The 15737-nt window shown below is 38.6% G+C and carries 18 protein-coding genes and 1 tRNA gene; 11 read left to right on the top strand and 8 right to left on the bottom strand.

Annotated features, from left to right (window positions below; translation table 11 throughout):
* The gene (gene ppsA / locus ABJD71_RS11245; RefSeq protein ID WP_348168958.1) at positions 1-2373 is read right to left on the bottom strand and encodes a phosphoenolpyruvate synthase; all 2373 of its coding nucleotides are present in this window, start codon (positions 2371-2373) and stop codon (positions 1-3) included.
* A 209-nt stretch (positions 2374-2582) separates the two neighbouring features.
* Between ppsA and ABJD71_RS11240 the strand changes: the two genes are divergently transcribed.
* From ABJD71_RS11240 to ABJD71_RS11195, 10 genes are all read left to right on the top strand, one after another.
* Positions 2583-3395, top strand: coding sequence for a pyruvate, water dikinase regulatory protein (locus ABJD71_RS11240; protein WP_348168955.1), 813 nt, complete (start codon positions 2583-2585; stop codon positions 3393-3395).
* Between the two features lie 160 nt (positions 3396-3555).
* Positions 3556-4185, top strand: coding sequence for a sigma-70 family RNA polymerase sigma factor (locus ABJD71_RS11235; protein WP_348168952.1), 630 nt, complete (start codon positions 3556-3558; stop codon positions 4183-4185).
* Entirely contained in the window at positions 4178-4822 is a 645-nt protein-coding gene (locus tag ABJD71_RS11230; RefSeq protein ID WP_348168949.1) for a ChrR family anti-sigma-E factor, read from the top strand. Before ABJD71_RS11235 ends, ABJD71_RS11230 begins: the two co-directional genes overlap by 8 nt.
* 146 nt (positions 4823-4968) lie before the next feature.
* Complete coding sequence (locus ABJD71_RS11225) at positions 4969-5397, top strand: nuclear transport factor 2 family protein (protein ID WP_348168946.1); 429 nt, start codon at positions 4969-4971, stop codon at positions 5395-5397.
* Complete coding sequence (locus ABJD71_RS11220) at positions 5394-6119, top strand: SDR family NAD(P)-dependent oxidoreductase (RefSeq protein WP_348168942.1); 726 nt, start codon at positions 5394-5396, stop codon at positions 6117-6119. The genes ABJD71_RS11225 and ABJD71_RS11220 overlap by 4 nt, the downstream gene beginning before the upstream one ends.
* Complete coding sequence (locus ABJD71_RS11215; RefSeq protein WP_348168939.1) at positions 6116-7369, top strand: FAD-dependent oxidoreductase; 1254 nt, start codon at positions 6116-6118, stop codon at positions 7367-7369. Before ABJD71_RS11220 ends, ABJD71_RS11215 begins: the two co-directional genes overlap by 4 nt.
* Positions 7366-8091 carry a DUF1365 domain-containing protein gene (locus ABJD71_RS11210; protein ID WP_348168938.1) on the top strand — a complete coding sequence of 242 codons (726 nt, stop codon included), beginning with the start codon at positions 7366-7368 and terminating at the stop codon, positions 8089-8091. The genes ABJD71_RS11215 and ABJD71_RS11210 overlap by 4 nt, the downstream gene beginning before the upstream one ends.
* A gap of 8 nt (positions 8092-8099) precedes the next feature.
* A complete protein-coding gene (locus tag ABJD71_RS11205) occupies positions 8100-9362 on the top strand; it encodes a cyclopropane-fatty-acyl-phospholipid synthase family protein (RefSeq protein WP_348168935.1) in 1263 nt (420 codons plus the stop codon).
* A complete protein-coding gene (locus ABJD71_RS11200; protein WP_348168932.1) occupies positions 9340-9861 on the top strand; it encodes a DUF2878 domain-containing protein in 522 nt (173 codons plus the stop codon). Before ABJD71_RS11205 ends, ABJD71_RS11200 begins: the two co-directional genes overlap by 23 nt.
* Positions 9858-10379 carry a DUF3833 domain-containing protein gene (locus tag ABJD71_RS11195; RefSeq protein ID WP_348168929.1) on the top strand — a complete coding sequence of 174 codons (522 nt, stop codon included), beginning with the start codon at positions 9858-9860 and terminating at the stop codon, positions 10377-10379. The genes ABJD71_RS11200 and ABJD71_RS11195 overlap by 4 nt, the downstream gene beginning before the upstream one ends.
* 137 nt (positions 10380-10516) lie before the next feature.
* Here ABJD71_RS11195 and ABJD71_RS11190 read toward each other — a convergent pair whose 3' ends face one another.
* Positions 10517-10867: an RnfH family protein gene (locus tag ABJD71_RS11190; protein WP_348168926.1), complete on the bottom strand. Its 351-nt coding sequence runs from the start codon at positions 10865-10867 to the stop codon at positions 10517-10519.
* Positions 10868-10871: 4 nt separating this feature from the next.
* Positions 10872-11303, bottom strand: coding sequence for a type II toxin-antitoxin system RatA family toxin (locus ABJD71_RS11185; RefSeq protein WP_348168923.1), 432 nt, complete (start codon positions 11301-11303; stop codon positions 10872-10874).
* A gap of 139 nt (positions 11304-11442) precedes the next feature.
* Here ABJD71_RS11185 and smpB point away from each other — a divergent pair, with 139 nt between their 5' ends.
* Positions 11443-11919, top strand: a complete 477-nt coding sequence (gene smpB, locus ABJD71_RS11180; protein WP_348168920.1) for an SsrA-binding protein SmpB — start codon at positions 11443-11445, stop codon at positions 11917-11919.
* Positions 11920-12140: 221 nt separating this feature from the next.
* On the opposite strand, the gene ABJD71_RS11175 is transcribed toward smpB, so the two are convergent.
* The 5 genes from ABJD71_RS11175 to folP form a co-directional block, all read right to left on the bottom strand.
* Positions 12141-12225, bottom strand: a tRNA-Leu gene (locus tag ABJD71_RS11175).
* Between the two features lie 14 nt (positions 12226-12239).
* Positions 12240-12638 carry a preprotein translocase subunit SecG gene (secG, locus tag ABJD71_RS11170; RefSeq protein ID WP_348168917.1) on the bottom strand — a complete coding sequence of 133 codons (399 nt, stop codon included), beginning with the start codon at positions 12636-12638 and terminating at the stop codon, positions 12240-12242.
* 9 nt (positions 12639-12647) lie between these two features.
* Complete coding sequence (gene tpiA, locus ABJD71_RS11165) at positions 12648-13394, bottom strand: triose-phosphate isomerase (protein ID WP_348168914.1); 747 nt, start codon at positions 13392-13394, stop codon at positions 12648-12650.
* Between the two features lie 99 nt (positions 13395-13493).
* Positions 13494-14834 carry a phosphoglucosamine mutase gene (gene glmM, locus ABJD71_RS11160; protein ID WP_348168911.1) on the bottom strand — a complete coding sequence of 447 codons (1341 nt, stop codon included), beginning with the start codon at positions 14832-14834 and terminating at the stop codon, positions 13494-13496.
* A 1-nt stretch (position 14835) separates the two neighbouring features.
* A complete protein-coding gene (gene folP / locus ABJD71_RS11155; RefSeq protein WP_348168908.1) occupies positions 14836-15666 on the bottom strand; it encodes a dihydropteroate synthase in 831 nt (276 codons plus the stop codon).
* Positions 15667-15737 lie beyond the last annotated feature (71 nt).

Below are 15737 nucleotides of genomic sequence, written 5' to 3'. Positions count from 1 at the left end.
TTAACTGTGCTGCTCACCTAAGTACAACCATGTTTCTACCACGGTATCTGGATTAAGCGAAACACTGTCGATACCCTGCTCTACTAACCACTGAGCTAAATCTTCGTGATCTGATGGTCCTTGCCCACAAATCCCGACGTATTTACCCCGTTTTTTAGCTGCTTGAATTGCCATAGACAATAATACCTTAACGGCTTCATTTCGCTCATCAAACAGGTGGGCAATTAACCCTGAGTCCCGGTCTAACCCGAGAGTTAGTTGTGTTAAGTCGTTAGAGCCAATTGAAAAACCATCAAACATATCTAAGAATTGATCTGCAAGTAAGGCATTAGATGGCAATTCACACATCATAATGACACGTAAACCATTTTCACCTTGCACTAACCCTTGCTCAGCTAGTAAGTCTAGAACTTGCCGGCCCTCTTCAAGGGTACGAATAAATGGGATCATTATTTCGACATTAGTTAAATCCATTTTGTTACGAACCCGCTTTATGGCCTCACACTCAAGAGCAAAGCACTCCCTGAAGTCATCAGAAATATAACGACTTGCTCCACGAAAGCCTAGCATTGGGTTTTCTTCATCAGGCTCATATTGGTAACCGCCAACAAGGTTGAAGTACTCGTTAGACTTAAAGTCTGACATACGCACAATAACCTTTTTAGGATAAAACGCTGCAGCAATAGTCGATATACCTTCAACGAGTTTTTCAATGTAGTACTCCACAGGCGAAGCATAACCAGAGATCATATCGGTAATCTCTATTTTCAATTCATTGGGCTGCTCATCAAAGTTTAATAATGCTTTAGGGTGTACACCAATCATTCGATTAATAATGAACTCTAAACGCGCTAAGCCAACCCCTTCACTTGGTAAACGTCCAAAATCAAATGCCCTGTCAGGGTTACCCACATTCATCATTACCTTTAGTGGAACCTCAGGCATTTCATCTACACGAGATGTCACAACGTCAAAATCTAGCAGGTCACCATAGATGTAGCCTGTATCACCCTCTGCGCATGAGACTGTGACTTTTTCACCATTTTCAATAGATGCTGTGGCATTACCACACCCCACCACAGCAGGAATACCTAATTCACGGGCAATAATAGCCGCGTGGCAAGTACGCCCACCTCGGTTGGTAACAATAGCTGAGGCCTTTTTCATTATCGGCTCCCAATCTGGGTCTGTCATATCGGTAATCAATACATCCCCAGGTTGAATTTTATCCATTTCTTCAACACCACTGAGTACCTTCGCAATACCGCCACCTATTTTATGACCGATAGCACGACCTTCACAGATAGTTTTAGCTTTACCTTTCAACATAAAACGTTCTATAACCTGTAAACTTTCACGACTTCTAACAGTCTCAGGACGGGCCTGTACAATATATAATTTTCCATCTATGCCATCTTTAGCCCATTCAATATCCATAGGACGTTTATAGTGCTTTTCAATAATGACGGCTTGTTTTGCTAATTCCATAACTTCATCATCAGTTAACGAAAACAAACAGCTGTCCGATGCATCAATGTCAACAATTTCAACTTGTTTACCATGGGCAGTATCGTCAGAGTAAATCATTTTAGTTAGCTTGCTACCTAAATTTCTCCGAACAACAGCAGGTACATTTTTAGCTAAGGTTGGTTTATGAACGTAGAACTCATCGGGGTTCACTGCGCCTTGCACAACCATTTCACCCAGACCATAAGAAGAAGTAATAAATACCACATCGTCAAAGCCAGACTCGGTATCAATAGAGAACATCACACCAGAAGTAGCACAATCACTGCGGACCATACGTTGAATACCAGCAGACAAAGCCACACCTTTATGGTCGTACCCTTGATGTACACGATAAGAAATAGCCCTATCGTTAAACAAAGATGCATACACATGTTTAATGGCAATCATAACGGCATCGTAACCTTTAACATTTAAGAAGGTTTCTTGCTGACCAGCAAATGATGCATCAGGCATGTCTTCAGCAGTGGCAGACGAACGAACAGCAAAAGAAGCATCACCTCCAGATTCACCCTGTAAGGTTTCAAAAGCACTTTTAATTGCGCTTTCTAATTCAGGTAAAAAAGGCGTATCTATAATCCAATTCCTTATGGTTTCACCGGCTTGCGCTAATTCAGAAATATTATCAACATTTAAGCTATCTAATAAATCATGAATGCGTGCCTCTAATCCACTTTGCTCTAAAAACAGATTAAATGCATGAGCTGTCGTAGCGAACCCACCAGGTACTTGCACCCCAGCGTTTGATAAATTTGAAATCATCTCCCCCAATGACGCATTTTTACCACCTACTACACCAACATCTCCCATTCCAAGCTGTTGGTACCACAACACATGTTCTTGCATTTTTACTTTCTCCTTGACTTACTTTTGGGTTGTTTTATTAAGCTAATAATTTAATGTTACTGACTATAATTTCGACGCTAAAACGGTAACTAAAACAAATACTTCAACGATTAAGTGTTTGCTTGCGATTGATTTTAGAATGTTGTTATTATGAAAGTAAAATTTAATTACATTTCGTAATTAAATTACACCATTGTTAAGGAAATGTTGTGAGATCAGCTTTTTATATTTCGGACGGAACAGCCATAACTGCAGAAACTTTTGGGCACGCACTCCTCTCTATGTTTACGATTGAGTTAAAACACACCACTATTCCTTTCGTCGAAACACCAGAACAAGCCGAAGACGTAATTCAAAAAATATCTGAAAGTTTTCAAGACACCAAACAGAGACCTTTAGTTTTTTATACAATTGTAAATACAGAAATTCGTAAAATCATCTCAAAATCAGTAGGAATTAATTATAATTTTCTCGATCAATTTGTTGCTCCGGTTGAAAAGGTATTGGGGCTTACCAGCAAACCTGAAAAACATCGCTCTCATAGCATTCACGAAAAAACCTACGATATTAGAATTGAAGCAGTAAATTATGCATTGGCTAATGACGATGGGGCGAATCTCAAAAATTATCATGAAGCTGATGTCATTTTAGTGGGAGTTTCTCGTACAGGTAAAACTCCTACCAGCCTTTACCTTGCATTGCAGTACGGCATTAAAGTAGCTAATTATCCTTTCACTGAGGATGATATGGGGGATATTTTACGCTTGCCGCCTACCTTGAAGCGCTTTAAAGATAAACTTTTTGGACTCACAATACATGCTGAGCGCCTACATCAAATTCGTTCTGAGCGGCGACCCAATAGCCATTATGCATCTATGAAACAATGTAGAATGGAATTAAGAGAAGTCGAAAATATGTACCACAAAGAAAAACTACATTTTTTAAATAGCACATACTATTCAGTGGAAGAAATATCTGCGAAAATTTTAGCTCAAACAGGATTGCAACGGCGTAAGTATTAACAGTTAGTCAAAGATTAAGCGTGCGCCCCTAGAACCAGTTGTTGCTAACTAATTACTTTATCCATTTTTTGATCATTTATTAACTATCTTGAACTAAAAGATGATCCTATTTGAATCCTAGCTCGTATTTGTGTTTATAAGAGCAAAGGGAAAAAGTACAATGCTGGCAAATGACTTAAGATCGCATCATGTGAATATGGTAGTACCGACTAGTAAACAGGTTAGTAACACAAAGCATCCAGAGTTGTGTATTTGGTTACAGGACGTTGCCATTAACCGAGATAAACTCGCTTTCAGTAAACTTTTTAAATGGTTTGCTCCTCGCATTAAACAGTTCGGCATCAAACAATTTAATAATGAGGCGCAAGCGTTAGAGCTGGTACAAGAGACCATGACTAACATATGGCGAAAGTCACACTTGTACCAAAAAGACAAGGGAGCACCAACTACTTGGATGTACTCCATTATGCGCAACATGAGCTTTGATATGTTACGTAAACTCCAAACCCAGCGTACCGAAACAATCAGTGATGATATTTGGCCAGTGGATAATATTTTGGTTTCTGAGGATATTGATAACTTTGAGGATCATCTACAAAGTCGCAATATTAAAGCTCTTTTAGAGCATCTTCCAGAAAAACAAAAACAAGTTGTTTCGGGGCTTTTTTACAAGCAAGTTACTCAAGAACAACTCGCACAACAACTTAACGTCCCAATAGGTACGGTAAAATCTAGACTCCGTCTAGCATTAAATAAATTGCGTCAATTGATGGGAGAATCTGATGATTAAACATCACCCAACACCAGCTTTATTACTAGCCTTTACGCAAGGTCAGTTAGGAGCTTCTTTATCGATAGCTGTGTCTGCACACCTAGAACATTGTGAATGTTGTCGCCATCAAGTTTTAGCTTTGCAAGAAACGTCAGCCCAATATCTAGATGACGATATAGAAGTAGATGAATGGGAAGACGATGAGATGATCTCTACCATCACGGATAATGATTATGAGCTCCATCCTAAACAAAGCTCACCACTTCGTGTGAATATAAGAGAACATGAATATACTTTACCAAAAGCCTTGCAATCTGTTGGCTTATCTAATTGGTTAAAGTTAGGGAAACTGTCAAGGGCTAGAGTAGACTTAAATGAGGGCGAGGTACACACCAACTTGCTCCATATTGAAAAAGGAGGGGCCATTCCACGGCATACTCACAAAGGGTTTGAGTTAACCCTTATATTGGCCGGAGAGTTCAAGGATGAAGTTGATACCTATGTTCCTGGCGATTTCATATGGTTGAATGATGCCAATACACATTCTCCGTCTACAGAAACCGGTTGCCTATGTTTAACCATAGCAAATAACTCAATGCATTTTGTACAAGGTATTAGCCAAGTATTAAACCCTGTAGGCAAGCTAATTTACTAGCGTTTTATAGAGTCGTACTTCAATTAAATAGGCTCATTGAATGGGCCTTTTAACTATATCTAATCTAGATAAAAATTTACTCACATGAAATTGATCCACTGCCTGTCTGGCATCGTATATAGATTTATAAATAAAGAGTAAATGCTATGAATCCAAATAAAATCGATAATTTTGTCGCTGCTTATCAAAACATCAATAAAGATAATTTGGCTCTTTTGAAAGATATTTATCACCAAGACGTGGTATTTATAGATCCACTTCACAAAGTCGAAAAAATTACAGAGCTAGAACAATACTTCAGTCATCTTTACAGCAATGTGCAATCAATAACCTTTAAAATCGATGAATCTCTAGAAATAGCAGATAAAGGATTTTTGTATTGGACCATGGTTTACTCCCACCCTTCATTAAACGGCGGGGCTGATATCAATGTTATGGGTCATAGCCGTTTAGAGTTCAAAGGTAACTTAGTTATTTTCCACCAAGACTATGTAGATACAAACGCTATGATTTTTGAGCATATCCCAGTTATAGGAAAGCTCATTAAATATTTAAAGAAAAGAGCAAGTGAATGAATAGCGTTCTAATTACCGGTGCAACATCTGGCATTGGTAAAGCTCTGGTAGAGATTTACGCTAAAAACGGTTTTAAAGTTTTAGCCGCTGGTCGCGATTCAACAAAATTAGCAAACTTAAAAGAAATATACCCGAGCATCCAAACGTTAAATTTTGACGTAACACAGTTGCAACAAACCCTGGTCGCTGCCGATGAAGTTAACAATATTGATCAGCTTATTTTGAATGCAGGCAACTGTGAGTATATGGAAACAGTAACCCCTTTTGACAGTGCGTTATTTGAGAGAGTCATCCGTACTAATTTGTTATCGGTTGGGTATTGCTTAGAAGCTTTTCTACCCAAATTGACACGCTCAGGGCAGATAGGCATCGTGAGTTCTAGTGTGACATATTTGGCTTTCACACAATCACAAGCCTATGGAGCCTCAAAGGCGGGGTTAAATTATTTAGCTAAAAGCTTAAGCGTCGATCTTGCTAATCACGAAATCGGTGTAAGTCTTATTCAACCAGGGTTTGTTGAGACTCCTTTAACAGACAAAAATACTTTTGAGATGCCTGGTAAAGTGACAGCAGAATTTGCAGCAAGAACTATATTTAATGGCATGCGAGCTAAAAAACATTCGATAAAATTTCCTACGATTTTTATCAACATTCTTAGATTATTGTCCATTTTGCCTTTTAGGCTGTGGCGAAAAATCGCAATTTCTTTGGTGAATAAATGAAAAACATAGCCATTATTGGTTCAGGAATATCAGGACTCACGTCTGCATATTTACTTAGTCAAAAGCATAAGGTTACCGTGTTTGAGAAAAACGATTACATTGGTGGTCATACTGCAACTGTAGACATAAAGATACAGCAAAAAGAATACTCAATTGATACCGGTTTTATCGTATTTAATAATAAAACCTACCCTAGATTTTTAAAATTACTGTCTCAATTAAAGCTTACTCCTCAAGAAACAGAAATGAGTTTTAGTGTTAAAAATCAAAACACTGGCTTGGAATATAATGGCCATAGCTTAAGCACATTATTTGCTCAAAAACGTAATCTGTTCAGACCAAAATTTTGGAAGCTCATTTTGGATATTTTACGCTTCAACAAAACCTGTAAGCTTTTATTTTCAGAAGACTCAATCCCACAGGACCTAACCTTAGGAGAGTTTTTAGATAATGAAAAATTTAATGATTATTTTTGTCAGCATTATATTTTGCCGATGGGTGCAGCTATTTGGTCAACAAGTTTAAATGAGATGCGTCAGTTCGAATTAGGATTTTTCATTCGTTTTTTTCATCACCATGGCCTATTGAATGTAAGCGACAGACCTCAATGGTATGTAATCCCTGGCGGCTCACGTGAGTATATAGCCCCTCTTATAGATAAGTTTAAGGACGACATTTATCTAAACGCTAAAATCAAAAAAGTCAGTCGAGACGTCGATAGTGCTAAATTGCATTTTACAGACGGTACGACTCAAAATTTTGATGAGGTAGTATTTGCATGCCACTCTGATCAAGCTCTAGCTTTACTTGCTGACCCAACACCACTAGAAACTGAAGTACTGGGCAATATTCATTACCAAAATAATGATGTAGTTTTGCATACAGATATCAATTTGTTACCTAAACGCAAAGCAGCTTGGGCTAGCTGGAATTATCAATTGGACGGTAATTTTGATCGTCAAGCCAGTGTGACTTATAACATGAATATACTGCAAGGCATCACTTCATCAGAATCCTTCTGTGTTACCTTAAACCAATCTGAACACATTGACCCAGAAAAAGTAATTCGCAAATTTAATTATGCCCACCCTGTGTTTAACCAAGCTTGTATTGCTGCACAGCAAAAAAGAGACTCTATTTGTGGCGTTAATCATACTCATTTTGTAGGCGCTTATTGGTACAACGGTTTTCATGAAGATGGAGTACGTAGTGCTACTGATTTGGGCCAGCGTTTTGGAATTAGTCTATGATACTAAATAGTGGAATTTACGCTGGAAAAGTGCGTCACAGACGCTATAAACATGCTTATCATAGCTTTAGTTATACTTTGTACATGTTAGCCATCGATTTAGATGAAGTTCCACAACTATTCACTCAGTCTTCATTTCTTGGCGAAAAGTGGTATCACCTCATTCGCTTCAATCAAAAGGATTATATAAAAAGTGAACTAGGCACCTTACACCAACGTATTGCTAAGAAAGTATCAGCGTTAGGTGGTAATTGGGATGGACACAAAGTGACTATGGTAGCCCAAGGTAGGTGTTTAGGATTATATTTTAGCCCCATAAACTTTTACTTTTGCTATGACCAAAACCTAAACTGCGTGTACATGTTGGCAGAAGTTAGCAACACACCTTGGCGTCAAACCCATTACTATTTAGTAGATTTAAATGGCACTAAGCCTACTCCTAAAACATTCCATGTATCACCATTCATGGAAATGAATATGGACTATCACTGGCGCGTCAAGCCCCCAGAAAAAAAGATGCTTGTACACATAGAGAATCATCAAGATATAAAAGTATTTGATGCAACGTTGGCCATGTCAAGAAAGCCATTAACCGCTGCAAATATTTTCTCTACCCTCTGCAGCACTCCCAGTATGACGTTAAAGATTGTATTAGGAATTTATTGGCAAGCTGTAAAACTATTTTTTAAAAAAGTGCCTTTTGTTGCACACCCAGAACACTGAGGTAATTAATGGAAAATACACAAACATTGAGTTCGGCTATTCAATTAGATTGGTGGACCACAAAATGTCGAAAGTTAGTTTTTGATACCCTCAATTCCTTGCAGGATGCATGTATTGAAATTCAAGAAGGTAACACTCATTATCAACTTGGTAACCGAGACGCTATGCTGACATCTAAAATAGTGGTCTTGGACTCGAGCTTGTACAGAGACTTTGCGCGAGGTGGCTCAATAGGCGCAGCAGAAGCGTTTATCGCCCAAAAATGGACTAGCCCGAATTTAACACGATTAATTCAAATTTTTGCCAAACACCAACAACAATTAGACAAAGTTGAGGGTTCAATATCGTGGCCGGCTAAAGTCAAAAATAAGGTGGCGCATTTAGCTAATAAGAATTCTCAAACAGGCTCTAAGAAAAACATCCTCAGTCACTATGATTTAGGTAATCATCTTTATACCCAATTTTTAGACAGCACTATGATGTATTCAGCTGCAATTTTTGATGAAGAACATCAAACATTAGAAGCTGCTCAAACCAATAAATTGAAAGCAATCTGTGAAAAATTAGAGCTTGAGTCTAGTGATCACTTAATCGAAATTGGTACAGGATGGGGTAGCTTAGCTATTTATGCTGCCAAACATTACGGCTGTAAGGTTACGACGACTACAATATCTGATGCACAGTACGAATACGCTCAGACCCAAGTTAAAAAGAACAGTCTTACTGAACAAGTAACCCTGTTGAAAAAAGATTACAGAGAACTAACGGGCACATACGACAAATTGGTGTCAATTGAAATGATTGAAGCTGTAGGTCATGAGTTTTTGCCTACGTTTTTCAAAAAATGTAACTCACTACTAAATGATTCTGGGAAGATGTTATTACAAGCTATAACCATCGCAGACAATCGCTACGATCATTACCGTAAAAGTGTCGACTTTATCCAACGGTATATATTCCCCGGTGGCTGCTTACCATCAGTTCAAGTTATTAGTAAACAACTTTCTGAGCAAAGTGACATGGTTATCGACCATGTTGAAGATATTGGGTTACATTATGCCCGTACCCTTAACCATTGGTACAAAAACTTTAATCAGAACTGGTCAATATTAGCAAGCTCGGGTTTTGATGGGCAATTTAAACGTTTATGGAACTACTACCTTTGTTATTGCGAAGGCGCTTTCCTAGAAAGAGCTATTAGCACACATCACATAACCGCTAGAAAAATGAACTTTATTGGCAAAAACGATGCGTCAGTTTTGGATTATTAATGGCATTCTTTTTCAGCTAGCGTGGTTTGCAGCTGCATTACTAACTCAATATGCAGCTTTTATAATTAGCTTTATCTTAATTTTACATTTTGTATTAAGTGATAAAAAACTCTTGGATGCCAAGTTATTAGTCTTGGCGCCAATAGGATGGCTGACAGACACACTGTTAATTCATTATTCCGTCATCACAACCGAGAGTGGCTGGATAACTATCTGGCTAATGCTGTTATGGTGTGTGTTTGTGGTGTCTTTAAGCCACAGCTTACTTTGGCTTTCAAGGCTTAATGTATCTATTTTAGTATTAATTGGTGCATTATCAGGTAGTGTCAGCTATACAGCTGCAATCAGGTTCAGCGCATTGAAAACATCTCTTGATATTACTAACCAAGTTATTTATTTCGGAATGGTTTGGGGGGTATTACTGCCGCTATTAGTTCAATTATCAAAATTGATAGATAGTAAAAAAAAGAATGAAACTGCAATCAGGAATAAAAAATGAAATACACTCTGCTTATATTTGTATCGATATTATTTTTAAACTGCTCAAGTGCAAATATAGATAACTATGAAAACACTACCCCAAAACTTAAGCTGAATGAATTTTTTGATGGGGAATTAGTCGCTCATGGGATGGTACTAGATATTAATGGCGACTTAACTCGACGTTTTGTAGCAGATATCACAGGTACATGGCAAGGTAAACAAGGGACGCTAGATGAGCAATTTATTTATGATGACGGTGAAACTGACACTAGAGTATGGAAACTAACTGAATTAGAAGATGGTAGCTATCAGGGTACTGCTAATGATGTTATTGGTTTGGCTACAGGCAAATCTGTAGGTGCAGCATTTTATTGGCGATATGACTTAGAAATAATAGTGGATGGTGAGTCATTAGTCGTTACACTCGATGACTGGATGTACTTGATTAACGATGACGTTTTATTAAATAAATCTCGAATAATTAAGTACGGAATAGAAGTAGGTGAAGTAATTTTATCTATTCGTAAGCTGTAACTCTGAGGTATATCATCAACTTTATTGTATATAAATAAGATTTTGTATCATTTCATCTAACTATAAATGCCTAATGCCACCTACTTTAGATTTAAAATATGGATTCTACTTAAGCCAGAAAACGTATCACAAATAAATCAAGAGTCACTTGATGAACTTACCTTGGCCCTTCCTCCCGTGACTTTATTAGCGCGGCCTTCTTCTTTTGCTTTTTCGGCCCTTCTTCTACGAACTTCTTTAGGATCTGCTATTAGAGGACGATAAATCTCAATACGGTCTCCATCACTTGGTACATCAGACAATTTACAAGTACGATTCCAAATACCTACTTTAGAGGTGCTCAGTTCTATTTCTGGGAATTGAACTAAAATGCCAGAACATAAAATAGCTTTTTCAACAGTCTCACCTTGAACAACAACAAACTCAATCAATGCCTGCTTCTGGGGTGTTCCATAGGCAACTTCAAGTGTTATCTCAGAACTTTGCATGTGATTATCCATAGACTTGCTTAGCTCGCTCTGTGAAAGCAACAACCATATTGGCTGCAATGGAATTAAATATTCGACCAAAGGCCATTTCAACTAAGCTACTAGAAAACGCAAAATCTAAATTTAGTTCTATCTTACATGCTGACTCACTTAGCGCCTGAATAGTCCATCCACCCGTTAAACTTGAAAAAGGGCCGTCAACTAAGTCCATCTTAATAAACTCACCTCGCTTTAAGGTATTTTGAGTGGTAAACCACTGCTTTACCCCAGCTTTAGAAATAAGCAATGACGCTCGCATGTGCTCAGCATTTTCTTCTAATACTTTTGTATCTGCACAACCTGGAATAAACTCTGGATATTGTTGCACATCGTTGATCAAATCAAACATAGACTCAGCGCTAAAGCTAACCAATGCGCTGCGAGATACATTCGCCATTAATACTCCTAATCTGATATGGTCGAAAACCGCTGTAGCCTAGCATAATCAGCCAACTTTATTAATACCAAAGACCCTAGAATTAGTCTTTGTCATCTTTTTAGTTGTGCCTAAAAATACAATCTCTATAATACGCCCCATGAATAAAAAGAAGTCTAAAAACACTACCGACACTATCGCGCTGAACAAAAAAGCACGTCATCAATATAACCTTGAAGATAAGCTAGAATGTGGCATGGCCTTACAAGGTTGGGAAGTAAAAAGTATCCGTTCGGGTAAAGTTAATATATCTGAAAGTTATGTCACTATAGAAAAAGGTGAAGCTTTTCTGATTGGCTCTACAATCCAACCCTTAAACCAAGCATCCAGTCATGTGGTATGTGACTCTACTCGTAAGCGTAAACTGTTATTGAAACAACGAGAGTTGGATAAACTCATTGGCTCAGTTGAACGTCAAGGCTACTCCCTAATCGCTACGGCCATGTACTGGAAAGTTAACTGGGTAAAATTAGAAATATATCTAGGTAAAGGTAAACATGAGCACGACAAACGTGACTCAGTTAAAGATAGAGATTGGGCTCGAGACAAAGAGCGCATGATGAAACATAAGGTCTAAATAGGCCTTCATCCACTTTTATTGTAATTACTACAGCTCTCTATTTTCTGCTAGTACCTAACTTTATGAACCTCAGTAGCATTGCTGCTTCGCTATGTCGAACATCTTTATTATATAAAAGCTTATATACAAGCAATCACATTCAAAACAAAAACAAAAAAACCGAAAGCCTCATTTTAATTAAGCTTTCGGTTTTTTGTGGTTCTTACAGAACCTTGTATTGGTGCGGATGGGGAGACTCGAACTCCCACGGCCTAAGCCACAGCCCCCTCAAGGCTGCGTGTCTACCAATTCCACCACATCCGCGTGAACTTTATGAACTAAGAAGTCGGTACGTCGTCTTCAGTAATTGGCGATTCAGCAACAGGCACATCAGAACTTTGAATCGTTTGTACTGCGTCATCACTTAATGGAATATCAGAATCAATTGTTTGCTCTGAAGTAGGTACTTCAAGGTTTTCCCACTCACCCAAGCCCTTCTCTTTGTCAGCAGTTTGGTTACCTAAGATTAAGCTAATAACAAAAAACAAAGTAGCTAGTATTGCAGTCGTTCTTGTTAAGAAATTACCAGACCCTCCAGAACCAAATACGGTGTTAGAGCCACCAGAACCGAATGAAGCCCCCATATCAGCACCTTTACCTTGTTGGATCAATACAAAACCCACCAACATAACTGCGACAATTAAATAAACAATAACTAATAACTCGTAAAAATCCATGTGCTGCCTCTACTGATTTGCCGCTAGGCAAATACTTAAAAAATCTTCTGGGTTTAAACTGGCACCGCCAATCAAACCACCATCTACGTCTGCCTGAGAAAACAACTCCTCAGCATTACTACCTTTAACACTACCGCCATATAAAATAACAATTTTAGCCGCAATGTCTGTATCTAATTTAGCTAAATGCTCCCGAACAAAAGCATGTACTTCTTGTGCTTGCTCTGGGCTAGCTGTTTTCCCTGTACCTATCGCCCAAATAGGCTCATAAGCTAAAACTATCTTCGTAAACTGTGTAATACCAATCTGTTTCAATACTGCATCTAATTGAGCAGCAATATAGGTGAACAAAGTGCCATCATCTCTAATATCTTCTGGCTCACCGAAACATAAAATTGGTGTCAAACCTGCTTCTAATGCTTTTTGAACTTTTTGAGCGACTATATCGTCTGACTCAAAGTTATCTTCACGACGTTCAGAGTGGCCTATAATAATATAACTACAACCACACTCTTTAAGCATTGATACTGAAATTTCTCCAGTATGGGCGCCAGAATCAAATTGGCTCATATTTTGAGCACCTAATTTAATATTATCTGCAAACATTCCTAAATAAGGAAATGGAGGACAGATTACTGCATCCATATTGTCTAAACTTGCCTGTTCAAGCTGCTTTTCCATCTGCTCGACAAGTGCTTTATCGCCATTCATTTTCCAATTACCAGCGACCATAGATCTTCGACTATTTACTTGCACTTTTTGCTCCTTATTGCGCCAATAAAAAAGCGCGCGAGATATTAACCAACCCAGTGAGATTATACAAGGGGCTTATAAGCTTATACTAATTATAACGGTTTATTTGCTCACTTTACGCACAGCATCGGCTATATGTTCCGCCCATGATGCTGAATCTTGTGCATCATTGGCCTCAACCATTACACGAATCAGTGGTTCAGTGCCACTTTTGCGCAACAATACTCTGCCTCTATCAGCAAGTGCACTTTCTGCTTCAACTACTGCAGCTTTTACAAATTCATCGTCTAATGGTGTGCTACCTTCTTCAAACCTGACATTAATTAGTGTTTGAGGGTATTTTACCATTCCACGGCTTAACTCATTTAAAGTCATATCGGCATTGAGCATTGCCGCCAAAATTTGCAAACCCGCAACAATTCCATCTCCCGTGGATGCTGCAGCTAGGTTTAACACGTGACCTGAACCTTCTCCGCCAATTGACCAGCCTTTCTGTTTCAATAGCTCCATAACATATCGGTCTCCAACTGCACTTCGTACAAATGGTACACCCAAGGTGGCCAAAGCAACTTCTAGCCCAAGGTTACTCATTACAGTCCCTACCACGCCTCCTTTGAGACGGCCTGATTTTAGCGTGTCACGAGCAATCATATATACAATCTGGTCACCGTCGATAATATTACCTTTATTATCAACAAGCATTATGCGATCACCGTCACCATCTAATGCAAAACCCAAGTCAGCTTGATTTTCAAGGACGCATTCAGTAATCGCCTTCATTGAGGTTGCACCAACATCACGATTAATATTCAAACCATTTGGATCTGTGCCTATTTCAATAACTTCAGCACCAAGCTCACTAAGTACATTAGGAGCAATATGGTATGTTGCACCATGAGCGCAATCGACTACTATTTTTAATCCTTTCAATGACAAATCGGAAGAAAAATTACCCTTGCAAAATTCTATATATCGTCCCGCAGCATCTCCTATGCGGATGGCTTTACCTAACTTATCTGAAGCAACACACTCCATAGGTTTATCCATTTGCTCTTCAATAGCAGCCTCAATTTCATCATCTAATTTCATGCCATCAGCAGAGAAAAACTTAATACCATTATCATAATAAGGGTTATGAGACGCACTTATAACAATGCCGGCTTCGGAACGAAAGGTTTTAGTAAGATACGCAATAGCAGGAGTAGGCATAGGTCCCAATAACCCTATATTAATACCCGCAGCAGAAAGGCCGGCCTCTAATGCTGATTCAAGCATATATCCTGATATGCGTGTATCTTTACCAATTAACACTTTGTTAGTACCTGTATTGGCTAGCACTTTTCCAGCAGCCCAGCCTAACTTCATCACGAATTCAGGATTTATCGCACTTTCACCGACTTTACCGCGTATCCCATCTGTACCAAAATACTTTCTTTCACCCATTTTAGTCATTCCTATAAGCGTCAATTGCGGCAACTATCTTAACCGCATCTACTGTTTCTTTTACATCATGTACGCGAATTATGTTCGCGCCTTGTTCAGCTGCAATAGTAGCGACGGCAATCCCGCCTGCTTGTCGCTGTTCAACATCTCTATTCAATAGACTACCCAACATACTTTTTTTAGACATACCAACAAGTACGGGCTTATCTAATATTTTAAACTCTGCCAGCTCAGCCAGTAGTTGATAATTATGGTCCAAAGATTTTCCGAAACCAAATCCAGGATCAATCATTATCTGCCCTGAGCTAATACCCGCAGCTTCACACGCAGTTATTCGATGCTTTAAAAAAGTTAAAACATTACAAGTAACATTGTCATATTGGGGATTTCGTTGCATTTTCCTTGGTTGACCTTGCATATGCATCAAACAAACTGGCACGTTAGCTAGTGCTGCAGCTTGTAAGGCTCCGTCTTCTTGTAACGCCCTAACATCATTAATTAACCCTGCTCCAACGTCTACTGCGCTTGTCATGACCTGTGACTTACTTGTATCGACAGAAATAACAGTATCGAATCTTTGGCTTATTGCCTCAATTACCGGTAAGACTCTGTCTAATTCCATCTGTAACTCTACTTCTTCTGCCCCTGGCCTAGTAGATTCACCACCAACATCAATAAAATCAGCACCTTCATTTAGCATGAGTTCAGTTTGCTTTAAGGCGCTTTCTAATATATTGAAGCTACCGCCATCAGAAAAAGAATCTGGAGTGACATTGAGAATACCCATGACACGGGGTTGTGATAAATCTACAAATTTATCTTTAAACAGCATAAAAATACATCTCTAAAATTAGGCAGCTGTATCTACAAAAAAACGCCTTGGTGCGCAAGCAACAAAGCGTT

Origin of the sequence: Paraglaciecola sp. (genome assembly GCF_039943935.1) — a bacterium.
In the GTDB taxonomy this organism is placed as follows: domain Bacteria; phylum Pseudomonadota; class Gammaproteobacteria; order Enterobacterales; family Alteromonadaceae; genus Paraglaciecola.
This window is presented reverse-complemented; position numbering and strand designations above follow the sequence as displayed.